This is a genomic window from Streptomyces sp. 184 (assembly GCF_045781775.1).
Taxonomy (GTDB): domain Bacteria; phylum Actinomycetota; class Actinomycetes; order Streptomycetales; family Streptomycetaceae; genus Streptomyces.
The window spans coordinates 7,322,972-7,345,822 of sequence record NZ_CP123230.1 but is presented as its reverse complement, the minus strand read 5'-3'; the positions used below and the strand labels follow the sequence as shown (position 1 = coordinate 7,345,822).

The following is a 22,851-nucleotide window of genomic DNA, read 5'->3' as shown; positions in this document are numbered from 1 at the left end:
TGCCTCGCAACGATTTCGGCGGAACGGGTGTGTGCTGCGTCACGTTCGAGTTGAATGATCCTGGTGCACCACACCACCCACACGACGCCGCGGCGAGCAGGGGGTGCCTGATGAGCGCGACCCGGCGTACCAACCGGGACCGCAGGAACGCCTCCGGCGAGCAGGCCGCGGACGCTCCGGACACGGGAGACGACGCCGCCGGGTCCCCGTCCGCGGCGACGGACGCCGCGGACGCGCCGCCGCAGGACCGCCGCGCCGCCGCCCCCGACCTGCTGGTGGCGCTGCTCGACGGCATGGACGCCGCCCTGTGCGCCTTCGACGCCGACGGCGTCGTCACCCACTGGAACCGCGAGGCCGAGCGGCTGCTCGGCTGGACCGCGGCGGAGGCCGTGGGCCGCCGCGGGCTGGCCGGCTGGGCCGCCCGCGCGGAGGACGCCACCGAGGTCGAGGCGCGGCTGATGGGCGCCATGGACGTGCCGGGGCGGCAGGTGCAGGAGTTCGCGCTGGTGCGCAAGGACGGCGGCCGGGTGCTCGTACGCACCCAGACCTCCGCCGTGCGCCCCGGCGGCGGGGACGCGGGCGGCGGTGTCGCCGTCGGGGTCTACTGCGCGTTCAGCGAGGTCCACGCGCAGATGGACCTGGAGCGGTCCATCGCGTTCAGCGAGGCGCTGTGCGAGGACGCCGCCTGGGGCGTGCTCCTCGTGGACGCCGACCTGCGGCCCGCGCTGGCCAACGGCCAGGCGGCGCGCGTGCTGCGCGCCCGGCGCTCGGGGCTTCTCGGGCGCCCCTTCGGCGAGCTGCTGGAGCAGGGCGCGGAGGAGGTCGAGAGCGCCCTTCAGCACGTACTGGCGCAGGGCAGCACCGCGGTCCCCGCCGACGTGTGGGTCACGGTGCGCGGCGAGACGGGCGGCGATCCGGCGATACGGCGGCGGTGCCTGCGCGGCGCGTTCGTACGGCTCGCCTCGCCGCTGGCCGAGCACCCGGTGCCGCTCGGCGTCGGATGGCTCTTCCAGGACGTCACCGAGGCGAAGCTCGCCGAGGACGCCGCGTCGGTGCTGCGGTTCCGCGACCACCAGTTGCACCGCGCCTCGCGCGCGGCGGCCGAGTGCGAGGACCCGATGGAGGCGGCGACCGTCTACCTGGACTTCGCGCTCGCCGGCTTCGCCGACCACGCGCTGGTCGACCTGGCCGCCGCCCCCGCGGAGCCCGGCTCGCCGCCCGGCCCCGGCGCCCCGCACGACCCGGGCTCGCCGCCCGGCCCGGTGCAGCTCACCCGGGCCGCGGCCACGCCCGCCGAGGGCCCGGGCCCGTGCCTGCCGGCCGGGCCGCACGGCTTCCCCGTGCGCTACCCCGCCGGCCATCCCGCGCTCCAGGCCGTGGAGCGCGGCGGTACGGTGCGCGCGGGCTGCGGCGGCGTGGACCCGGAGGTCGCGGAGGGCTGGTCGGTGGCGCGGAAGTGGCCGCCGGGCACGATGCACGCGCTGTGTACGGTGCTGCGCAGCCGCGGGCGCACACTGGGTGTCGTGACGTTCCTGCGCGGCGGTGGGCGCCGCGGTTTCACCCGGCAGGACGCGGCGTATGCGGAGGACGTGGCCGTACGGGTCGCGGCCTCGCTGGACCTGGCGGAACTGCTGGGTTAGAAGACCTGTACCGGTGGCGGGGCCTGGTGGCCGCGTCCCTCGGGCCGGGTGCGGATCGCCTTTTTCCCGCAGATCAGCGGCAAAAGTCAGGCGAAAGGAACGCGCCAGGTCCACTTGTCACCGGGATGAGTCAGAATTGGTGCAGGGCCACCGCACGAGAAATCTAGGGGCACGCATGTCCGGACTGATCGACACAACGGAGATGTATCTCCGCACCATCCTCGAACTCGAAGAGGAGGGCGTCGTCCCCATGCGCGCGAGAATCGCGGAGCGGCTCGACCAGAGCGGCCCCACGGTGAGCCAGACCGTCGCCCGCATGGAGCGGGACGGCTTGGTGCGCGTGGCCGGGGACAGGCATCTGGAGCTGACGGAAGAAGGGCGCAAGCTCGCGACCCGGGTGATGCGCAAGCACCGCCTGGCGGAGTGTCTGCTGGTCGACGTGATCGGCCTGGAGTGGGAGCACGTGCACGCCGAGGCGTGCCGCTGGGAGCACGTGATGAGCGAGGCCGTGGAGCGCCGTGTGCTGGCGCTGCTGCGGCACCCGACGGAGTCGCCGTACGGGAACCCGATCCCCGGCCTTGAGGAGCTGGGCGAGGAGGCCGAGGCGGACCCGTTCCTGGACGAGGGCATGGTGAGCTTGTCGGCGCTGGGGCCGGACGCCGGGACGGTGATCATCCGCCGTATCGGGGAGCCGATCCAGACCGACTCCCAGCTCATGTACTCGCTGCGGCGGGCCGGTGTCCAGCCGGGCGCGGTGGTCAGCGTGACGGACTCGGCCGGCGGTGTGCTCGTCGGCAGCGGCGGCGAGGCCGCCGAGCTGGACGCCGAGGTCGCCTCGCACGTCTTCGTGGCCAAGCGCTAGACCCGTTCGGGCCCGTCCGGTGGCGGGTTTGCGCCGATGCCGCGGTTGGCGTCAAGCGGACCGCGGGATTCCTGTCCGAACGGCAGCGCGCCGGAGCCGGGCGTGCCACGCTGTCGCTGACGGCACCAGGGAGGGGTGGGTCATGCCGCTGACATACCCGGGCCCCCGCACACCTGCCGGGGGACGGTTCGAAGGCCCCGGCGCCTGGCTCGCCGGGGCCCCGCCTCCCCGTTCCGACCCGGAGCCCCGAGCTCCCAGGGTCGTCTCCCCACGGACCCGATGTCCCCGATGCGGGCCCGCCTCCCGGTCTCTGTCTCCCCGCGAGGACCGCGGCCAATCCCGGGCCGCGGTCACTCGAACGAGGGGTGTTGGGCCCAGTACCGCGATGTTCGAATAAACATTCGATAGCGTGAACTTCGCCGAACGGATTGGGGGTGTCGGCACACATGGTGCGTCGTATCAACGTGACGGGGGCGGGCGGGCTGCGTCTCGCCGCCTGGGAGTACGGAGCCCCGCCGAAGCGCGGTGCCGACAGCATCGCGGCGCGCCGGCGGACCGCCGCGGCGGCGAACGGAGGCCCGCCGGGCGGCGGGCCGCAGGACCGCCCCGGCGTGCTGTTATTGCACGGTCTGATGGGCCGCGGGTCCCACTGGGCGACCACCGCCCGCTGGCTGTCGGCCCGCTCCCGAGCCATCGCGCTCGACCAGCGCGGGCACGGGCGCAGCGACAAACCGGGGGACGGCCCGTTCGACCGCGACGCCTACGTGGCGGACGCCGAAGCCGTCATCGAGCAGCTCGACCTCGCGCCGGTGGTCCTCGTGGGCCACTCGATGGGCGCGCTGACCGCCTGGCAGCTCGCCGCCCGCCGGCCGGACCTGGTGCGGGGGCTGGTCATCTGCGACATGCGGGCCTCCGCGCTGGGCGCGGCCTCGCAGCGCGAGTGGGAGGAGTGGTTCCGCTCCTGGCCGGTCCCGTTCGCCACGCTCGCCGACGTCCGCAAGTGGTTCGGCGAGGACGACCCCATCCTGGAGCGCCCGCGCCCCACGCGCGGCGAGTTCTACGCCGAGGTGATGGCCGAGCGCGCCGACGGCTGGCGCCCGGTCTTCTCCCGCCGGCAGATGCTGCGGGCCCGCGAGACGTGGGTGCACGACGCGCACTGGGAGGAGCTGGCCCTCGTGCAGTGCCCGACCCTGGTGATACGCGGCATCGACGGCGAGCTGGGCCGCGCGGAGGCCCAGGAGATGGTCCGCGTCCTGCCCCGCGGCGGGTACGCCGAGCTGGACGCCGGCCACCTGCTGCACCTGGAGGACGTCGAGGCGTTCCACCGCGCCGTGGAGCCGTTCCTGGAGGACGTGCTCACGCCCGGGTGACCCGGCGGTCCGGCGCTATTCGCCGACGAACCGGAAGGTCGACGTGATCGCGTCGAACACGTCGAAGAACGAGTCCGCCAGATCCAGCACCTGGCTGCTGCCCGCGACCAGCGCCACCTTGCCCTCCTGGCCGGGCACCGGGATGAACGTCTGCATCAGCACGGCGCGGATCGTGCGGTCGTCGCCGGGGATCGTGATGTCCTCGACGCCCTGCGTGCGGGCCGCCGTGCCGACGCCCTCGATCTCGACCGTCGAGACCTTCCTCCAGGCGTCGCCCTCCTTCTTCGGCCGGATCTGCTTGATCTGGCCCACGATCAGCGACGGGTCGGTCGGCAGCAGCTCGCCGCTCTCGGTGCGGGCGCCGATGAGGGAGACGGTGATCGAGCCGGTCACCGGCACCTCGCCGCCGAAGGTCTCCGCCATGCAGCCGCAGTACAGGGCGCCGGAGGCCCAGGCGTCCTTGGCGGCCTTGCGCAGGAACGCCTCCAGCACGCCGCGCCGCTCGGCCAGTTCGGGGTTGCGGCGGACGCGGTCGTTGACCATCTCCCGGATGCCGTCGTCCCGGGACTCGGGCCGTACGTCGAACTCCCACCACGACTCCGGGACCCGGATCCGGAAGCCTCCGCGCTCGATCGTGAGCGCCTCCATCCAGCGGCTCATGCTGCCCCCTTTGTCGCACGTCCGGCCGTCGCCGGTGACCCGCGGCCGTGCCGCGCCGCGGTAGTTATCCACAATCCCGGATACGCGCTGTTCCCGCGAAGCCCGGGGCGGATATCGTTTCGTAGACCCTAGTGTCCGAGCTGAACGCATTTCCGCGGGGGGAAAGCCGGGGAACAGCCGGGGACGTTCGAGGAGGATCACAGCGTGCGCCTCACCCTGACCGTCGTCGATCCGCTCGGGGGCGACCGTGCCGACGTCGTCCTCGACGCCGAGCCGGAGTCGTCCGTCGGCGATATCGCCCGCATCCTGGCCGGCCAGCTCGACTCGGCACCGCCGCCGGCCGCTCCCGCGCCGCAGCAGGCGGTGCCGCATGCCGTCCAAGTCCCGGCCCAGCACGCCCAGCAGGCACAGCACGCCCACGCCGCGCCGGCCCAGATGCCCGGGGGCTGGGCCACGGCCGGCCCGCCGCCGGCCGCCCCGCCCGGAGCGCCGCCGGCGGCCGTCCCCTTCGGCGCGCCCGGCGCCCCGCCGCCGCAGCCCGGCGCGGCGGCGGCGCCCCCGCCCGTCTTCGTCGACGGCTTCGCCGTCGACCCCGGCATGCCCGTCGCCCAGTCGCCGCTGCGCGAGGGCACGGTCGTCAGCCTCTACGACCCGGTGGGCTGCCCGCCCCGCGAGGTCACGGGCCTGGTCGAGCTGCGCGTCGTCGGCGGCCCCATGGCCGGCGCGGTGCACCGCCTGGGCCTCGGCCGCGTCGACGTCGGCAGCGGCAACGCGACGCACATCCGGGTCAACGACCCCGAGTTGCCCGAGCGCGCGTTCAGCCTCACCGTCTCCGCCGACGGCACGTGCAAGGTCCACGTCCACGGCGACCAGGAGAAGGCCACCCGCGACGGCACGACGTTCGCGGAGCTGGCCAAGCCCAAGGAGAGGTCGGACGACGAGGACAGCCGCCGGGCCCGCAGGCGCCGCCGCCGCGAGGCGCGGCGTGAGGCCCGCCGCAGCCGCCGCGGGGGCGCTGACGCCGCCGCCGCCCCGCCGCCGCTGCCGCCGGAGCCGCCGCTGAGCAAGGACGCCTGGCCGTACGGCGCCCAGGTCGCCATCGGCAACTCCCTGTTCGAGCTGGTGCGTTACGGCCGGCCGGACGCCGCCGTCGCCGTCTCGGAGGACGGCGCCGGGCTCGACTACAACCGCCCGCCGCGCCTGCTGCCGCCCGACCGCGAGACCCGCTTCAAGCTGCCCGCGCCGCCCAAGGAGGGCCAGGCCCGGCCGCTGCCGTGGCTGATGGCGCTGATGCCGGCCGTCATGGGCGTGACGATGTGCCTGGTCATGGGCCGCTGGTACTACCTGCTGATGGCGTTCATGAGCCCGATCATCATGATCGGCAACTACTTCATGGACAAGAAGCACGGCCGCAAGTCCCATGTGAAGGCCGTCGCCGAGTACAAGGAACACAAGGCCCGGATCGAGAAGGACGCCCGCGACGCCCTCGTCGCCGAGCGCAACGAGCGCCGGCTCAACGGCCCCGACCCCGCCCTCCTGCTGTCCACCGCCACCGGCCCGCGCACCCGGCTGTGGGAGCGTCGGCGTACCGACGCCGACCATCTGCTGCTCCGCTTCGGCACCGCCGAGCTGGACTCCGAGGTCCTGCTGGAGGACCCCGAGCAGGACGAGCACCGCCGCCAGGTGCTGTGGAAGATCCAGGACGCGCCCGTCACCGTGCCCCTGCGGCAGACCGGCGTCCTCGGCATCGCCGGCGCCGGCGACACCCCGCGCTCCCTCGGCCGCTGGGCCGTCGCGCAGACCGCCGTCCTGCACAGCCCGCTGGACGTCCAGTTCTACGTGCTGACCGAGCCCGGCGGCCAGGCCGGCTGGGACTGGATGCGCTGGCTGCCGCACGCCCGCCCCGCCGGGGAGTACGACACCAACGCCCTCGTCGGCACCGACACCGAGACCGTCGCCGCCCGGATCGCCGAGCTGACCCAACTGCTCGACGCCCGGCAGAAGGCCGCCAAGGACCAGCGGTCCAACGGGCCGACGTCCTTCAAGGACCCCGACATCGTCATCGTCTTCGACGGCTCGCGCCGGCTGCGTTCCCTGCCCGGCGTGGTGCGGCTGCTGCGCGAGGGCCCGGCGGTGTCGATGTTCGCCATCTGCCTCGACTCCGAGGACCGCTTCCTGCCCGGCGAGTGCCAGGCGATCGTCGTCGCCGAGCCCAAGCCGGAGGAGCACGACCCGCGGGTCGCCGCCGCGCACGGCGGCATCCCCATGCAGCAGGTGTCCGGCGCGGGCGGGCCCGGCGGCGCCGGCGGCTATCCGCCGTTCCGTGTCGGCGCCTGGGGCACCGGCCCCTCGCAGGACGCCGCGCAGCGCGCCGCCGCCGCCGAGGGCACCGGCCCGATCCGGCTGCGCGTCCAGCAGGCCGGCGCCGAGCGGCGCCGCGGCGTGCGCCCGGACTTCGTCTCGCCCGCGTGGTGCGCGCTGGTGGCGCGCGGCCTGTCGCCGGTGCGCGACATCAGCGGCGAGGCCGAGGACGCGGCCATCCCGTCGTCCAGCCGGCTGCTCGACGTCGTGGAGCTGGAGCCGCCGACCGGGGACGCCATCGCCGCCCGCTGGCAGATCGGCGGGCAGTCGACGACCGCGGTCATCGGCGAGTCGTACGACGGCCCGTTCGCCATCGACATCCGCAAGGACGGCCCGCACGGCCTCATCGCCGGCACCACCGGCTCCGGCAAGTCCGAGCTGCTCCAGACGATCGTCGCGGCCCTCGCGGTGACGAACACCCCCGAGAACATGACCTTCGTCCTGATCGACTACAAGGGCGGGTCCGCGTTCAAGGACTGCGTCAAGCTGCCGCACACCGTCGGCATGGTCACCGACCTCGACAACCACCTGGTCACCCGCGCCCTGGAGTCGCTGCGCGCCGAGCTGCACCGCCGCGAGCACATCCTCGCCGACGCCGAGGCCAAGGACATCGAGGACTTCCAGGACCTGCTGCGCCGCGAGCCCGGGCGGTACGCGCCGCTGCCCCGGCTGCTGCTCGTCATCGACGAGTTCGCCGCCATGGTCCGCGAGCTGCCCGACTTCGTCACCGGCCTGGTCGACATCGCCGCCCGCGGCCGTTCGCTCGGCATCCACCTGATGCTCGCCACCCAGCGCCCCAGCGGCGTGGTCTCCCCGGAGATCCGCGCGAACACCAACCTGCGGATCGCGCTGCGCGTCACCGACGGCGGCGAGTCCGCGGACGTCATCGACGCCCCCGACGCCGGCTTCATCGCCAAGTCCATGCCCGGCCGTGCGTACGTGCGCCTGGGCCACGCCTCCCTCGTCCCCTTCCAGTCCGGCCGCGTCGGCGGTCGCCGCCCCGGCGCCGCCGACCCGGCGACCGCCCGGCCCTGGGCCGGCCGCCTCGGCTGGGCCGAGCTGGGCCGGGGCGCCCTGAAGCGGCCCGCGGGAGCGCAGCAGGAGGAGGACGAGATCACCGACCTGAAGGTGCTCGTCGACGCGGTCAACGAGGCCAACGAGCGCCTGGGCATCCCCGAGCAGCACAGCCCGTGGCTGCCCGCGCTGCCGGACAGCGTCGAGCTGGACGCGCTGCCCGCGCCGCAGGCCACCGGCCCGCTGCCCCCGGCCCCTTACGGCATCGAGGACCTGCCCGCGCAGCAGGCGCGGCGCACCGTCGCCATCGACTTCACGGACTTCGGGCACCTCATCGTCGGCGGCGCCCCGCGCAGCGGGCGTTCGCAGATGCTCCGTACGATCGCCGCCTCCCTGGCCCGTACGCACTCGGTCGCCGACCTGCACCTGTTCGGCATCGACTGCGGCAACGGCGCGCTCAACGCGCTGACCCGGCTGCCGCACTGCGGCGCCGTGGTCAGCCGCAATCAGACGGAGCGCGCGGTGCGCCTCATCGGCCGGCTCAAGCAGGAGCTGGGCCGCCGTCAGGAACTGCTGGCCGCCGACGGCTTCGCCGACATCGCCGAGCAGCGGGCCGCGGCGTCGGACCCGGAGCAGAAGCTGCCGTACACGGTGGTGCTCCTCGACCGCTGGGAGGGCTGGCTGCCCACCCTCGGCGAGATCAACCACGGCGATCTGACCGACGAGATCTACGGGTTGCTGCGCGAGGGTGCGAGCGTCGGCATCCACATGATCATCACCGGTGACCGCAGCGTGCTCACCGGCCGGATCAGCACGCTGACGGAGGACAAGTTCGCCTTCCGGCTGCCCGACCGCTCCGACTTCTCCATGATCAGCCTCAACGCCCGCAACATCCCCGAGGACATCGAGCCCGGCCGGATGTTCCGCGCGGAAAGCGGCCTGGAGACCCAGATCGCGGTCCTCTCCGACGACCTGTCCGGCGCAGCCCAGGCCGCCGCCGTCGCCGCCATCGGCGAGGCGGCGACGGAGCGGGACGCGGCGGTGCCGCGCTCGCTGCGGCCGTTCCGCGTCGACGTGCTGCCCAGCCGCCTCGGCTTCGAGGAGGCGTGGGAGATGCGCGACGTACAGGCGCAGGAGAGCAGCAAGCTGTGGGCGCTGGTCGGCGTCGGCGGCGACGAGCTGATGGGCTTCGGGCCCAACCTGGCCGACGGCATCCCGGCGTTCATCATCGGCGGCCCGGCCAAGTCCGGCCGCAGCACGGTGCTGAAGTCGATGGCGCTCACGCTCCTCCAGCAGGGCGCACGGCTCGTCATCGCCGCGCCGCGGCCCTCCCCGATGCGCGATCTGGCGGACCGCGAGGGCGTGCTGCACGTCTTCACCGAGGACGACATCGACGAGGACGAGGTGCACGACCTGCTCAAGCAGGCGTCGCCGGACGAGCCGATCGTCGTGCTCGTGGACGACGCGGAGATGCTGACGAACTGCGACGCGGGCGACGAGTTCAAGGCCATCGCCCGGCGCGGCGCGGAGCGCGGCTGGGCGCTGGTGCTCGCGGGCGACGAGGAGGAGGTCGCCTCGGGCTTCTCCGGCTGGCAGGTGGAGGCCAAGAAGGCGCGCCGTGGCGTCGCCCTGTCGCCGCAGGACCCGTCGGCGGGCGACCTCATCGGCATCCGGCTGAACCGCGGTTCCGTCGGCGACCAGGTGCAGCCGGGCAAGGGCCTGCTGCACCTGGGCGACGGCGAGCCGTTCGCGGTGACGACGCCCCTGGCGTGAGTGCCGTCACGGCGGCCGGACGGGCCCTGCAACCGCGGGGGCGGATGATTGCGTCTACGGTTGCGAGATACGCACGATGCATGACTGACGTCTCGGGGACGGCCCTCGCGACGACGAGAAAAACGGGAGGGTAGCTGCCATGGGCAAGGCCGATGTCGATGTTACGTATCAGGATATGCGGGATGCCGCGAAGCGGCTGAAGGACGAGCGGCAGGACATCGACCGCAAGCTGGATGACCTTCGCAAGTACATCCAGAGCCTGGTGAGCGACGGCTACGTGACCGGTCGGTCCTCGAAGCAGTTCGACCAGTCCTTCGACGAGTTCACCACCGGTGCGAAGAAGACCATCGAGGGCCTTGAGGGAATGGGCGACTTCCTGAAGTCCGCCGCCGACGCCTTCGAGAACCTGGACTCCGAGCTGGAGAAGGGCCTCAAGGGCTGACCTTCGCGATTCGGTTCGGTTCGTTTCGCTTGGCCGGGGCGCCGTGGCATCGTTGTTCGGTGCAGCGGCGCCCCGCTTCGTCAGCGACTGGGGGAGAGACGCATGGGCAGTGACGGCGACAGGCTCGCGATTCCGCTCAGCGAGCTGGACGGTTTCGGCGGGCGGCTGCGCAGCATCAAGAGCCGGATGAACCGCACGAAGGCCACCTTCGAGTCGTACCGCGACGACATCGGGGACGGCGGCGTGGTCGACAAGCTGGAGGACTTCGAGTCGGGCTGGAAGGACGGCCGCGGCGACATCGACGACCAGTTGTCGAGCCTGGCGGAGATGTCCGACACCGTGGTGCGCGAGGCCCACAAGGTCGACGTCGACCTGGAGAACGAGCTGAAGAAGGGCACGAAGAAGGAGGAGAGCCAGGTGGGCGGCGGCAACAAGTAGCCGCCTGCGCCCGGCTCCCGGCCGCTACGCGATCGGCTCCTGCCCGATCGGTCCCTGCCCGGTTCCGCCGCTCCCTTCCGCCGCCTTCCCGGGCGGGTCGAAGCCGAAGGTGCGGCCGATGTGGGCGAGCCGCATGCAGTAGGAGTCCAGCAGGAAGACGGACGGCGTGGCGATCGTGACGTACGCGCAGTAGCCGTACGGCGCGGGCACGATGAGCTGGAGCGACGCGAACGGGATCATCGGTGCCCCGGCCGCCCCGTTGCCTGCCACCTCGCTGTCGGCCACCACCTCGCCGGCCACCGCATCCCCGCCGGCCACCTCGTCGCCGACCACCTCACCGGCCGCCCCGCCCGCGCGGGGCAGGGTGAGCGACCGCAGCGACGCGGACATCACCCCGGGCCCGCCGGGGAGCTTCACCGCCAGCAGCATGTCCTGCGTGCCCTGGAGCCCCTTGCCCAACTCGTAGTCCAGCTCCAGGGGTTCGCGCTCCCCGGTGAAGAACTTCCGCTCCTTGGCGCGGTAGATCCCCTCCGCGGCGATGAGCTGGTCGTCGTGGCCGCTGGCCCGGACGGACACCGCGAGCAGCCCCATGGAGAGCCGTTCCTCGCCCGCCACGTCCTCGGTGCCGACGCACATGGCGGTGAGGACGGTGGTCTCGCCGCCCTCGGAGAGCAGGGGCAGGAACCGGCGCAACTGGAGTGCGGCGGCGGCGCGTTCCTCGGCGTTCGCGTCCGGCGTGAGCCGGGCCAGCGCCTCGTCCCAGCCGGCGAGGGTGTCGGTCTCGGGCAGGCGCACGAACTCGTCCGGCACCCGGTAGCTGAAGGCGTACGGGATCTTGCGGGCGCCGTCGGCGGCGCGGGAGGCACCGGTCACGCCGCCGTCCCCATCTGCGAGGGGCTGAGCCCGCGGGTGAAGCTGGCGCCCGCCGAGGCCAGCATCGCGGGCGGGTCGATCCGGGGCGGCAGCGGGCCGGGCGCGACGACTTCGGGCTCCGGCGGCCGGTACTTCGTCAGCGCCGAGATCGGTCCGAGGACCGGGAAGTCGGCGATGTTCCAGTCGTTGTCGGTCCACCGGCCGGGGTTGATGTTGGAGCCGATGGCGAACCCCGCGCCGGCGATGGTCGCCGACCAGTCGACGAGGAGGCCCGCGGCCACGTGCGTCCACCCCTGGCCCGAGAGGGCGAAGCCGCGCAGCGAGTTGGCGACGCCGCTGGGGAGCCGGGCGAGGTTGCCCCAGGCGCCGGGCCCGATCCGGCTGAGCGTGGCGGCGAGGCCCTGGGTGGCCCGCAGGTCCCGCCCGGCCTCGACCAGCACCCGGCCCGACTGCGCGAGCCGCGTCCCGGCGAGGCTGAGGCCGCCCGCCAGCACCCCGGCCGCGTCCCAGGCGAGCGTCTGCCAGGTCATGCCCTCGGCGCCGCCGGCCAGTGCGATGGCGTGTGCCGCGAAGGCGCCGATCCCGACGTACAGGCCGATCAGGGCCAGGCCCGCGATGCCGCCGAACGGGATGGCGAACAGGCAGATGATGCCGATGACCATGGCGACGTCGGCGAGGATGTCGCCGATGAGCTTCCAGAAGTTCGGGTCGGTGATCGCGTCCCACGCGCCGTCGAGGAAGTCCCCGAGGTCGTCGAGGCGCCGCTCGAACCAGTTGGGCTCCGGCGGCGCGTCGTCCGCCGCGTTCTTGATCTGCCGCGCGGCGGTCTCGGCGTCGCCGTTGAACTCGCCGTTCAGCGTGCGCGCCCGGCCCCGGATCGCCGCCAGCTCGGCCGCGGCGGCGTCGTACGAGGCGGTCTTGCCCTTCTTGTCCTTCTTGTGCTCTTCCTTTTCCTTGTCCGTCATCCCCTCGGTGTCGCCCGCCAGCCCGTCGAGGGCGCGCTGCGCCGAACCGACCCGCCCCGCGGCGGCCTCGGCCTCCCGCTCCAGCTTGCGGGCGCGGCTCTGGAAGCCGGTCAGGCTCGTCTCCCACGACGACAGCGCGCGGTGGGCGGCGTTGAGGGAGGTGAGGGCCTTCTGAAGGTACGGGGGGATCTCGGAGACCGACTCGCTGAACGCGGAGGCCGCCTTGCCGACCCAGATGCCGTCCGTCTCCCCGATCCGCTTGAGCTGCGACTGCGCCGTCCCGCTCTGGCCGGTGACCGTGCCGAGGGCGGCGACGAGGCGGCGTACGGTGTCGAGGTCACCGGGCGCGGGGTCGAAGCCGAGGTGGGGGAAGTCCTCGGGGCGCGTCACTTCTTCCCCGCCTTCTGGAGTTCGTCGTGGAGCTTCTTGTCCAGCTTCTCCAACTCCTCGGCCGCCGTGACGACGAACTCCGAGACGCCCTTGGTCAGCTTGGAGAGCTGGCCGAAGCCGTAGTTCCACGAGTCCGCGAAGTCGTCGCACGCCGACCGCAGCCCGTCGTGGCCGACGAGACCCGCGTCGGTGTCGGCGATCTTCTTCGAGGACTCCTTCATCCGCTCCCCGCTGGATTCGAGGGTCCTGGCCATCGCCATGACGTCGTCGTGGATGAACCTGAGAAATGACACGAATTCCCCCCGGTGCCGGAAGCTGGTGTCCCACCGAACGTGCGCGCCGCTGCATGATAGGAAGCGGAACAGGCTCTCACGGTTCCAGTCGGAGGAGGCCATGTCTCTACGTTCCGCAAACCGGTCCCCGCTCCGGTCCCGGCTGTCGGCGTTACTCCAGGCCGGAGAGCGGGGCGCCGGGACGTACACGACGATCAACCCCTGGAATTCCTGGCACACGTTTGCGGCTTTCGCCTATCTGGCCGAGCAGTACGGCTACCGCTACGCCGGCCTCTCGCCGAACCACGCGCCGAGCCGCAGCCACCCCGTCTTCGCCTTCGAGCGCCTCCCCGACGCCGTGGCCCGCGCCACCCGTACCCGCGCCCGCTATCCGGACGCCCCCCTCGGCGGCCCCCTCCCGGGCCTGACCCCGGGCCGCAGGCCGAGGCCGCTCCCGGAGGCACGGCGGGAGGTGGAGCTGCTGTACGCCCGGATCAAGGTGGACCTTTACGGCACCTCAAGCCGCCGCCGGCTCCGGATGCTGGCGGTGGCGGTACCGCTCGGCGTACTGATCGCCCTCGCGGTCAACGGCTCGCTGGACCCCGCGCCCCTGGCCGCGGCGGGCGGGATCGCGCTGGTCTGGTGGCTGTACCTGTGGCTGGCGGCGGCGCTCATGCGCCGCGGCCGGGTCAGGTACGGCCGGGTGCTGGCGCAGGCGGGGGTGGAGTGGCCGCCGGTCAGCCGCGGGAGTGGGTGAAGTCGCCGCGGGCGATGCGCGGGGCCAGGGGGTCCCGGGTGAGGGAGCCGTAGCCCGTGGCCGCCCAGACGCTCGACTCCGCCGGGACCTCGAAGTACGGGATCTCGCGGTCGTCCGCCGTGTCCGTCAGCACCTCGGGGGCGCGGCGTTCGCGCAGGGCCGTGGTGCAGGTGTCGCAGGCGGCGACGGGGAGTTGACGGCGGCTGCCGAGGGGGCGCCAGCGGGTGCGATGGGTGGCGCGGCCGTGGAGGGGGTTGAAGAAACACAGGGGGAGCGGGACGGTGCGCCGGGGGCGCGGGGTGCGGGCGGCTTCCATGGCGTCGCGCCCCTCGGCGACCAGGGCCAGCACACCTGCCAGGTCCGCGCGGCTCCGGGCGCCGTCGAGCACCGTGCCCGCGGCGGCGTACGCGTCGAGCGCGGCGTGGAGGTGCGCGGCCCGGTCCGAGCCGTCGGCCTCCACCTCCCGTACGGCCTCGCCCAGGGCCACGACCTCCTCCTCCGCGCGGCGCCTCAGCTCCGCCTCGTCCGCCGCGCGGGCGGCGGCGAAAACCGCGTGCGGCGTGGCGAACGGCGCCGTGGCGGCGCGGGATCCGGCGCCGCGGCGGCGGGCGTAGAGGAGCGCCCCGGCGGCCAGGACGAGTGCGACCGCCGCTCCGCCGAGGACCGGGGGCAGGGGCGAACCGCTGTCGTCCGCCCCTTTCTCCGCCCCCTTCTCCGCCTCGTCCGCGAGATCCGCGGGCGGCCCGTCCGTGCCCAGGTCGGCCACGGCCTCGTCGTAGACCTCCGTGCCGTTGCCCGCGGCGATCAGCTCGACGGCCTTGTCCACGCGGGCCGCGAGCCCGGCGTCGGTCATCTCGTCCAGGTGCCCGACGGCGCCCACGGCGTCCTGTGCCTGGTGCGCGTCGCCGGGCCACTCGAAGCCCTGGAGCCAGTCGGCCTGTTCGCTGGTGGTGACGAGGATCAGGTCACCGTCGCCGAGCCGCCCGCGCACCACCTCGGCGAGCGTGCCGGGGTCCCCGGCGAAGTCGTCGCCCTTGGCGAGCGGTACGAGCACCACCTTGACCGGCAGCCCGGTCTTCTCGATCCGCGCGGCGATCTCGCGCTGCCGCGCGCGGTCCACGGCCCCGGTGTAGGCGTCGTGCACGTAGACGGGGGAGTCGCGGAGGCGGTCGGCGATCTCCTGGCCGGGGCTGGGCGCGGCGAGGGCGGAGGGGGCGGGGAGGAGGACGAGCAGGAGGGCGGCCAGGGCGGCGAGCAGCGGGCCCCGTGCGCCGGCCGGGGCGGTGCGGCCGGGGTCGCGTTCAGTCGTGGACACCGGCGGACTCCTGTACCTCGCGGATCAGTCGGGGGACCCCCGCGCCCGCCGCGCGCAGCGGGCCGGGCGCCGTGTCGTACGGGATGCGCGCCTTGCCGCGCGGCGACGGGAGCGTGAGGCGCAGGGTGTGGGCCGTGGCCGGGGCCGACGACGCCGCCGTGCGGCAGCCCGTGCAGAGCGGGACCGCGCGGGCGGGTGCGCCCGGTGCCAGGCGGGTGCGCTGCTTGCCGTGGGCGGGGCCGTGCATCGGGTTCAGCGTGCACAGGTGCGCCGGGGTGCCGGGGCGGGCGAGCGCCGCGCGGCCGGCGCGGGCCAGGACGATCGCCGCCGCCAGCGCCTCCGGGGGCGCGTCGGCGTCGATGCGGCCGTCCTCCGCCACGTCGACCAGCAGCCGGGCGGCGTCCAGGCAGTCCCACACCCGGGTACGCACCGCGCCGCCGGGGTCCGCCGCCTCGAACTCCCGGGCCAGCGCCTCCAGCTCCGCGTGCGCCGTGCGCCGGAGGTACGTCTCCGAGGGGTCCGGTGGCGCCGCGTACAGTGGCCCGGCCGCGGCTCCGGCGGCGACCGGGGACCGCCGCCTGCCGAGGACCCCCACCGCCCCCGCCACCACGCCGAACGCCAGCGCCGCCGCCAGCGCCCCCACGACCAGCCCCGGTACGAAGTCCCCCGCGAAGACCGACGGCAGCGCGTCCTCCGACACCGGGTCCGGCGGGTCCACGGGCGACGGCGCCTGCCCCGCGCCGCCGCCGCGCCGCGCCCCGGTCAGCTCCTCGACCAGCATCCCGACCCGCTCGCCGAGCCGCAGGTCGTCCTCCGCGTCCCGCGGCGGGTACCCGATCTCCTCCGGCAGCAGGTACAGGTCGACGTCCAGCCCGATCCCGTGGTCCACGGCGTTGACGTAGCCGCTGCCCGGGTCGGCCAGGACGTAGACGCCGTCCTCGCCGACCGTCCGGCCGAGGGACCTCAGGAACGTGTCCCCCTGCCCGCCGGACTCGTCCTCCGGTGCCATCGGTACGGAGGCCACGTACACCGGCACGTCGAGGCCGCCGATCTTCGTGCGCAGCCCCTTCAGTTCCGCCGCGTCGATCTCCGCGGGCGACTCCGGGTCCACGTACACCGGGTCCCGCGCGAGGCCCGCCGCGACCCGGTGCAGCCGGGCGTCCATGTCCGCCCGGGTCGGCGGGGGGCCCGGGTCCGAGGTCTTGTCGTCGAACATCAGCGCCGCGCCCACCGCGATGCCCCCGGCCAGCACGGCCGCCGCCGCGACCGCCGCGGTCAGCCCGCGCCTGCCGACGCCCGCGAAGCCGCCGGGTGCCGCCTGCTTGCCGCCCGCCGCCGCCCCGCGGCGCCGGGTCCGCCGCCGCAGCACGTACGGCACCAGCATCAGCGCCAGCAGCGGCACCCCGGCCAGCAGAATGCCGGTCAGGAAGGACTGGTTCTCGCGGTCGGTGCGCGTGCTGTGCAGCCGGTCCGGTTCCTCGGCGGGTCCGCTGTCCGCGTCGCTGCCGTACTTCTGCCGCGCCGCCTCCGCGCGCCCCTCCGGGTCGTCGTCGGTCAGCGCCTCCACGAAGCGCTGGAACGTCAGCAGCGGCCCGGCGTCGTAGGGCAGTTCGTACAGCGCGACGGCCGTCGCCGAGGACGCCGGCACATCGACGCCGAAGGGCACGGCGGTGACGCCGATGCCGCTGCTGTCCAGCAGGACGTACAGACCGTCCCGGCGCAGCCTGTCGTGCACGGCGCCGAGCAGCCGCTCGTCGAACGGCCCGCGCCGCGGCAGCAGCACGACGTACGTCGGCACGCCGGTCCGCTTCGCGGCCTTCGCGAACTCCGCCGCCGCCGAGCGCGGTATTTCGCGCGGGGCCTGGTCCGTGACGTAGACGGGGTTCTCCCGCAACCGCTCCGCCAGATACGCCGCCCGCCCTCCGCCGTCTCCCTCGGCCCGGTCCGCCGCGACCGCCGCCGCGCCGGGGAGGCACGCCAGAAGCAGCAGCAGTCCGAGGGCCACCGCCCGTCGGACGCGTACGGTACGGGCCGACGCCCCGGCGCCCCCCACGAGCTTCACCATCCCCCCGAACCCCGCAACCCCGCCGCGCACCCGCTGCCGTACCGGCCGTCGCATGTGTATCCCCCTTTCCCACCGGATCGTAGCGACGACCACCGACATCCGTAATCGCGCCCCGACACCCGCGGAATTCCACCCTATTGACGAGTTGGCGAGTGCACATATCCGGATTCGCCAATACCCGGTCCACAGGTCTGTCACAGAGCACCCCGCCAACGCCGCCGCCGACCCTGCTCCACGGCGCGTGCGAGGGTCCGCGCGTACGCCGTAGCGGACCCCGCACGCCCCCGCAAGCTGGTGATTTGCCGCCTCCGCGCGGTTGGCGTCTCAGCTATCGGAACTGTCGATGGGCTGTGACGCTCTCGTTGCCTGACGCGGGTTGAGGGGGGTTTAGGCTACTGCTACGGTTCGATGGCTTGACAACCTGTTGCGGCGTTCTCGGCCGATCAGGTAGGGGAATTTCGGCCAGGAAACGGCGAGTTACGGGGTGATTCCGTGAAGACCAGGGAACGCACGGCAGCCGCGGGCGGCAGGTCGGCCGCCCCTGTTCCGCAGTCCGGCGACAGACTGCCGTTTGCTCCTCGCGAACGCAAACCCGCGCTGGCGGCGCTGGCCGTGCTGCTCATCCTCGCGGGCGCGTTGGGCACGGCCGTGCTCGTGCTGCGCGCCGGCAACCAGGTGGCCGCGGTGCAGATCTCCGAGCGCGTCCCGGCGGGCGAGGGCATCTCCGACAGGCACGTCGAGCAGGTGATGATGCCGAAGGACAGCGATGTCCCGTACATCCGCTGGGACCTGCGCGGCCAGCTCGACGAGTTCTACGCCACCACCGACCTCGTCCCGGGCAGCGTCCTGGTCCCGGAGATGATCCAGGAGGGCAAGGGCCTCAAGGACGGCCAGACCGTCGTGGGCGTGACCATGGAGTCGGGGCAGATGCCCGGCGGCCTGGTCGACGGCGCCCGCGTGGACGCCTACTTCGTCGGCGACGACCCGAGCACGTCCGGCAGCGACGACGGCAGCACCGACTCCTCCGGTACCTCCGGTACGGTCGCCAAGGGCGAGGTGCTCGCCGAGGGCGTCAAGGTGCAGCGCATCGTCAAGGGCGACGAAGGCACGGTCACCAGTGGAACCGTCACCGTCAATCTCCTCGTCGACAAGACGCAGGCAGGTCCCCTCGTGGCGGCGGCGTCCGAGAAGGAAGTCGGCCTGACTCTCGTATCCAGCGGTAGCTGACGTCGTACACGGGTCTTCACGGGAGCGAGGGAACTCACCATGGCGCTGATCGCAGTCGCGGCCGACAAGGGCGCGCCCGGCGTGACGACGACCGCCGTCGCGCTGGCCGCCGTCTGGCCCCGGCGTGCGCTGCTCGCCGAGGCGGACCCGGCGGGCGGCGACCTCGTCTACCGCTCGGTCGGGCAGAACGGCAACTCACTCGACCCGAACACCGGCATGCTGTCGCTGGCCGCCACCGCCCGCCGCGGGATCGCCGCGGAACAGTTGTGGGACCACGCCCAGCCGATGTCCGGCGGGCTCGACGTCATCGTCGGCCTCGGCAACTCCGACCAGTCCGCCGGGCTCACCCGGCTCTGGCCCACGCTGGGGCGGGCGTTCGCCGCGCTCGCCGAGTCGCCGCACGGCGGCGCGGACGTGATCGCGGACTGCGGTCGCGTCGGCGTGGACTCCGGCACCGTCGAGCTGTTCTCGCACGCCGCGCTGGTGCTGCTGGTGGCCCGCGCGCTGCCCGAGCAGATCGCGCGGGTACGGGACCGGGCGTCTTCCCTGTCCGCGCGGCTGCACGGCACGCAGCGCGGCGCGGCGGCGCTGGGCACGCCGCTGATCGGCGTGCTGCTGGTCACCGAGCCGTCGGGCGCCACGAAGGTCGCCGCACAGGTCAACGACATGCTCACGGCGTCGCAGTCGGGCGCCCGGGTGCTCGGGGTGGTCGCGGACGACGTCGCGGGCGCCGAGCAGTTGGCGGGGCGGCGGCGCGGGCGCGCGGAGAAGTCGATGCTCGTACGGTCCATTCGCAAGGTCGCCAGCGATCTGCACCAGCACTTCGGCAGCTCGCTGCTCGCCGAGCCGGCCGCCGCGGGCACCCCGCAGGCGCCGTACGGCGGCGGCGGGCCGCAGGCACCGTACGGTGCGGGCGCCACGGGTCCGGCGGCGGGCGCCGCACCGCAGCAGCCGGGCCAGCAGGCCCAGCAGGCCCAGCAGACCCACCAGGCCCAGCAGCCCCACGGCCGGCAGCCCCACCAGCAGCCCCAGACCCCGGGCGGGCCGGGCGCCACCGGCCAGCCCGGAGCGCCCGCCGCCCCGGCCGCACCCGCCGCCCCAGGCCAGCCAGGCCAGCCAGGCCAGCCCGGTCAGCACCCCGCCTACGGCGCCCCCGGCGCCACCCCCGGCCCCGGCACCACGGGCCCCGGCCCCCGCCATGGAGCCGCCCGATGACCAGCGGACCCGCAGTGGACCACGGCCTCGTCAAACGCTTCCGCCAGGAAGCCGGCGACCGGATAGCCCGCCAGCGCCACGAGGACCAGCTCGCCGGCGTCACCCCCATGTCCGCCGAGGACGAGCGGCACTTCGCCCGCGCCGTCATCGCGCAGATCCTGGAGGACTACGCCCGATCCGAGATCAACTACGGCCGTACGCCGCAGGACGCCGAGACCGAGGAGGCGTACGCCGCGGCCGTGCACGCCGCCCTCTTCGGCGTCGGCCGGCTCCAGCCGCTGCTGGACGACCCCGAGGTCGAGAACATCGACATCAACGGGTACGACCACGTCTTCGTCGGCTACGCCGACGGCCGCGAGGCCAAGGTCGACCCGGTGGCCGAGAGCGACGAGGAACTCGTCGAGCTGATCCAGATACTCGGCGCCTACTCGGGTCTGTCGTCCCGCCCCTTCGACTCCGCCAACCCGCAGCTCGACCTGCGCCTGCCCGACGGCTCCCGGCTGTCGGCGGTCATGGACGTCACCCGCCGCCCGGCGCTGTCCATCCGCCGCGCCCGCCTCGGCAAGGTGTTCCTGCCCGACCTGATCGGCAACGCGACGATCACGCCGGAGCTGGGCTCCTTCCTGACGTGCGCCGTGCGGGCCCGTAAGAACATCATGATCGCCGGCGCCACCAACGCCGGCAAGACGACGCTGCTGCGCGCGCTGGCCAACGAGATCCCCGCGCCCGAGCGCCTGATCACCGTGGAGCGCGCGCTGGAGCTGGGCCTGGACCAGTTCCCCGAGCTGCATCCCAACGTGGTCGCGTTCGAGGAGCGGCTGCCCAACTCCGAGGGCCACGGCGCCATCACGATGGCCGAGCTGGTGCGCAGGTCGCTGCGTATGAACCCGTCGCGCGTCATCGTCGGCGAGGTGCTCGGCGACGAGATCGTCACCATGCTCAACGCGATGTCGCAGGGCAACGACGGCTCGCTGTCCACGATCCACGCCAACAGCTCCTCCGAGGTGTTCAACCGCATCTCGACGTACGCCCTCCAGGCCAGCGAGCGGCTGCCGGTGGAGGCGAGCCAGATGCTGGTCGCCGGCGCCATCGACTTCGTCGTCTTCGTGGAGCGGCGCAACCTCTACCACCAGGGCGGCGGCCTCCAGCGCATGGTCACCTCGGTGCGCGAGGTCAACGGCGTGGACGGCCGCGTGATGTCGTCCGAGGTCTTCAAGGAGGGCCGGGACGGCCTGCTGCACCCGCACGCGCCGATCCACTGCATCGAGGAACTCATTCCGTTCGGTTACCAGCCCAGCGGGGATTGGAGGTAGCGGCACATGAACGGTTCGGTCTTCTCCGTCACGATGGGCTACGGGCTGCTCGCCGGCGCGGTGGTCGGCGGCGGTATCGCGCTGCTCATCGTCGCGCTCCGCGGGCTGCCGGCGAAGCCGGAGCACGAGAAGGCGCAGCAGGGCGAACGGGCCGCGGAGCTGGTCAGGTTCGCCAGCCAGCGGGCGACGCTCGCGGGGGTCGCCGGCCTGCTGGTGCTGCTGCTGACCCGCTGGCCGGTCGCGGGCCTTGCCACCGGCGTGCTGGTGGCGTTCTGGGACAAGCTCTTCGGCGGCGCGGCGGCCGAGCGGATCGCGATGAAGCGCGTCGAGGCGCTGGCCCAGTGGACGGAGTCGCTGCGCGACACGATCGCCGGCGCGGTCGGCCTGGAGCAGGCCATCCCGGCCTCCGCCCGCGCCGCGGCGCCCGCGCTGCGGCCGCACCTGGACGCGATGGTGGACCGGCTGCGGTCCCGTACGCCGCTGCCGGACGCTCTCCAGCACCTCGCCGACGACCTGGACGACGCCTCCGCCGACCTGATCATCGCGGCCCTGATCCTCAACGCCCGGCTGCGCGGCCCCGGTCTGCGCGAGGTGCTGGGCGCGCTGGCGAAGTCGGCGCGCGAGGAAGTCGACATGCGCCAGCGCGTGATGGCGCAGCGCGCCTCGACGCGGCGCAGCGTGCAGATCGTCGTCAGCGTATCGGTGGCGTTCGTGCTCGGCCTTTCGGTCTTCAACCGGGGCTTCGTCGAGCCGTACGGGTCGCCGGTCGGCCAGGCCGTCCTGGCCTGCGTCTGCGGCCTGTTCGCGGCCGGCTTCTGGTGGCTGCGCAAGCTGTCGACCATCGAGACGCCGGAGCGCTTCCTGGCCGGCGCGAAGCAGGCGCCGCAGCAGGTCGCCTTCGTCCGGCCGCGTGAGGAGGTCTCCTGATGAACTTCCAGGGTGCGGACACACTGACGTACTCCGTCGTCATCGGCGCGGTGATGGGCCTGGGCATCTTCCTGCTCGTACGGGCCCTCGCGCCCGGCCGCCGCGGCGCCGTCGCGACGGTCGCGCGGGTCGACGCGCTGCGCGCCCGCGGCTCCGGCCGGACGACGACGTCCTCGGCGCAGCAGCAGGAGGAGGGGCGCTTCGGGGGGCTGCGCGCGCAGGTCGGGGAGCGGGCCGCGGAGTTCTATCTGCGGCAGGGCTGGGAGCAGCGCTCGCTCCGCTCCGACCTGGCGGTGCTGGACCGCTCCTGGGAGAGCTTCCTGGCGACGAAGGTGCTGCTGTCCGCGGTGGGGCTGGTCTTCGGCCCCGGCGTGTACGCGCTGATCTCGGTGGCCGGCTTCGGCCTGAACCCGGTCATCCCGGTCTGGCTCGCGCTGGTCGCCGCGCTGCTCTTCTTCCTCCTGCCCGACCTGGAGGTACGCAGGGACGCCGCCGACAAGCGCAAGGACCTGCGCCGCGTCGTCGGCGCGTACCTGGACCTGGTGGCGATGAACCTGGCGGGCGGGCGCGGCCTGCCCGAGGCCCTGATGGCCGCGGCCGACATCAGCGACGGCTGGGCCCTGCGCAAGGTGCGCAACGCACTTGCCGACGCGCGTATCACCGGCACCAGCCAGTGGCAGGCGCTCGGCAATCTCGGCGACGAGCTGGGGATCGAAGAGCTGAAGGACCTGTCGGCGTCGCTGGCGCTGGTCTCCGACGACGGCGCGAAGGTGCGCGAGTCGCTGGCGTCCAGGGCGGAGACCATGAGGCACCGCGAGCTTGCCGAAATCGAGGGGGCGGCAGGCGAGAAGTCGCAGTCCATGCTCGTCGCACAGCTACTGCTGTGCGCCGGGTTCCTGGTCTTCCTGGTCTATCCCGCGGCGATCCGCGTGTTGCAGGTCTGAGTCATCCCCCCACTACGCAGAGAGGACG

Annotated in this window: 18 protein-coding genes; 12 read left to right on the top strand and 6 right to left on the bottom strand. The window is 73.7% G+C overall.

The window, feature by feature from the left end; genetic code table 11:
- Positions 1–110: 110 nt before the first annotated feature.
- The 3 genes from QBL21_RS31210 (at position 111) to QBL21_RS31200 (ending at position 3,872) form a co-directional block, all read left to right on the top strand.
- Entirely contained in the window at positions 111–1,640 is a 1,530-nt protein-coding gene (locus QBL21_RS31210; RefSeq protein WP_407565576.1) for a PAS domain-containing protein, read from the top strand.
- A gap of 175 nt (positions 1,641–1,815) precedes the next feature.
- A complete protein-coding gene (locus QBL21_RS31205; protein ID WP_407565575.1) occupies positions 1,816–2,502 on the top strand; it encodes an iron dependent repressor, metal binding and dimerization domain protein in 687 nt (228 codons plus the stop codon).
- A gap of 446 nt (positions 2,503–2,948) precedes the next feature.
- Positions 2,949–3,872 (top strand): alpha/beta fold hydrolase, encoded by a 924-nt coding sequence (locus QBL21_RS31200; RefSeq protein WP_407565574.1) that lies wholly within the window; start codon positions 2,949–2,951, stop codon positions 3,870–3,872.
- Positions 3,873–3,887: 15 nt separating this feature from the next.
- Here the strand turns inward: QBL21_RS31200 and QBL21_RS31195 are convergent, their stop codons facing one another.
- Positions 3,888–4,532, bottom strand: a complete 645-nt coding sequence (locus QBL21_RS31195) for a hypothetical protein (RefSeq protein WP_407565573.1) — start codon at positions 4,530–4,532, stop codon at positions 3,888–3,890.
- A gap of 204 nt (positions 4,533–4,736) precedes the next feature.
- Between QBL21_RS31195 and QBL21_RS31190 the strand changes: the two genes are divergently transcribed.
- The 3 genes from QBL21_RS31190 to QBL21_RS31180 all read left to right on the top strand — a co-directional run bounded on the left by QBL21_RS31190 (position 4,737) and on the right by QBL21_RS31180 (position 10,560).
- The gene (locus QBL21_RS31190; protein ID WP_407565572.1) at positions 4,737–9,680 is read left to right on the top strand and encodes an FtsK/SpoIIIE domain-containing protein; all 4,944 of its coding nucleotides are present in this window, start codon (positions 4,737–4,739) and stop codon (positions 9,678–9,680) included.
- 139 nt (positions 9,681–9,819) lie between these two features.
- The gene (locus tag QBL21_RS31185; protein WP_027770582.1) at positions 9,820–10,122 is read left to right on the top strand and encodes a WXG100 family type VII secretion target; all 303 of its coding nucleotides are present in this window, start codon (positions 9,820–9,822) and stop codon (positions 10,120–10,122) included.
- A gap of 102 nt (positions 10,123–10,224) precedes the next feature.
- Positions 10,225–10,560: a hypothetical protein gene (locus QBL21_RS31180; protein WP_407565571.1), complete on the top strand. Its 336-nt coding sequence runs from the start codon at positions 10,225–10,227 to the stop codon at positions 10,558–10,560.
- 24 nt (positions 10,561–10,584) lie between these two features.
- On the opposite strand, the gene QBL21_RS31175 is transcribed toward QBL21_RS31180, so the two are convergent.
- From QBL21_RS31175 to QBL21_RS31165, 3 genes are read right to left on the bottom strand one after another with little or no spacing between them, the layout of a single operon-like run.
- Positions 10,585–11,433, bottom strand: a complete 849-nt coding sequence (locus tag QBL21_RS31175) for a hypothetical protein (RefSeq protein WP_407565570.1) — start codon at positions 11,431–11,433, stop codon at positions 10,585–10,587.
- Positions 11,430–12,788 (bottom strand): putative T7SS-secreted protein, encoded by a 1,359-nt coding sequence (locus tag QBL21_RS31170; RefSeq protein WP_407565569.1) that lies wholly within the window; start codon positions 12,786–12,788, stop codon positions 11,430–11,432. The genes QBL21_RS31175 and QBL21_RS31170 overlap by 4 nt, the downstream gene beginning before the upstream one ends.
- Complete coding sequence (locus QBL21_RS31165) at positions 12,785–13,081, bottom strand: hypothetical protein (RefSeq protein WP_407565568.1); 297 nt, start codon at positions 13,079–13,081, stop codon at positions 12,785–12,787. The genes QBL21_RS31170 and QBL21_RS31165 overlap by 4 nt, the downstream gene beginning before the upstream one ends.
- A 100-nt stretch (positions 13,082–13,181) precedes the next feature.
- On the opposite strand from QBL21_RS31165, the gene QBL21_RS31160 reads away from it, so the two are divergent.
- On the top strand, positions 13,182–13,817 hold the full coding sequence (locus QBL21_RS31160) for a hypothetical protein (RefSeq protein ID WP_407565567.1): 636 nt from the start codon (positions 13,182–13,184) through the stop codon (positions 13,815–13,817).
- Here the strand turns inward: QBL21_RS31160 and QBL21_RS31155 are convergent.
- Both QBL21_RS31155 and QBL21_RS31150 read right to left on the bottom strand, forming a co-directional pair.
- Positions 13,798–15,132, bottom strand: coding sequence for a hypothetical protein (locus QBL21_RS31155; protein WP_407565566.1), 1,335 nt, complete (start codon positions 15,130–15,132; stop codon positions 13,798–13,800). The two genes, QBL21_RS31160 and QBL21_RS31155, sit on opposite strands and share 20 nt — an antisense overlap.
- Positions 15,119–17,197: a hypothetical protein gene (locus QBL21_RS31150; RefSeq protein ID WP_407565565.1), complete on the bottom strand. Its 2,079-nt coding sequence runs from the start codon at positions 17,195–17,197 to the stop codon at positions 15,119–15,121. Before QBL21_RS31150 ends, QBL21_RS31155 begins: the two co-directional genes overlap by 14 nt.
- A 492-nt stretch (positions 17,198–17,689) precedes the next feature.
- Here QBL21_RS31150 and QBL21_RS31145 point away from each other — a divergent pair, with 492 nt between their 5' ends.
- The 5 genes from QBL21_RS31145 to QBL21_RS31125 are packed head-to-tail and all read left to right on the top strand — an operon-like array spanning position 17,690 to position 22,823.
- Complete coding sequence (locus QBL21_RS31145; RefSeq protein WP_407565564.1) at positions 17,690–18,424, top strand: hypothetical protein; 735 nt, start codon at positions 17,690–17,692, stop codon at positions 18,422–18,424.
- A 39-nt stretch (positions 18,425–18,463) separates the two neighbouring features.
- On the top strand, positions 18,464–19,639 hold the full coding sequence (locus QBL21_RS31140; RefSeq protein WP_407565563.1) for a hypothetical protein: 1,176 nt from the start codon (positions 18,464–18,466) through the stop codon (positions 19,637–19,639).
- Positions 19,636–20,952: a CpaF family protein gene (locus QBL21_RS31135; protein ID WP_407565562.1), complete on the top strand. Its 1,317-nt coding sequence runs from the start codon at positions 19,636–19,638 to the stop codon at positions 20,950–20,952. Before QBL21_RS31140 ends, QBL21_RS31135 begins: the two co-directional genes overlap by 4 nt.
- A gap of 6 nt (positions 20,953–20,958) precedes the next feature.
- The gene (locus QBL21_RS31130) at positions 20,959–21,879 is read left to right on the top strand and encodes a type II secretion system F family protein (protein ID WP_407565561.1); all 921 of its coding nucleotides are present in this window, start codon (positions 20,959–20,961) and stop codon (positions 21,877–21,879) included.
- Positions 21,879–22,823 (top strand): type II secretion system F family protein, encoded by a 945-nt coding sequence (locus tag QBL21_RS31125; protein ID WP_407565560.1) that lies wholly within the window; start codon positions 21,879–21,881, stop codon positions 22,821–22,823. The genes QBL21_RS31130 and QBL21_RS31125 overlap by 1 nt, the downstream gene beginning before the upstream one ends.
- Positions 22,824–22,851: the final 28 nt, after the last annotated feature.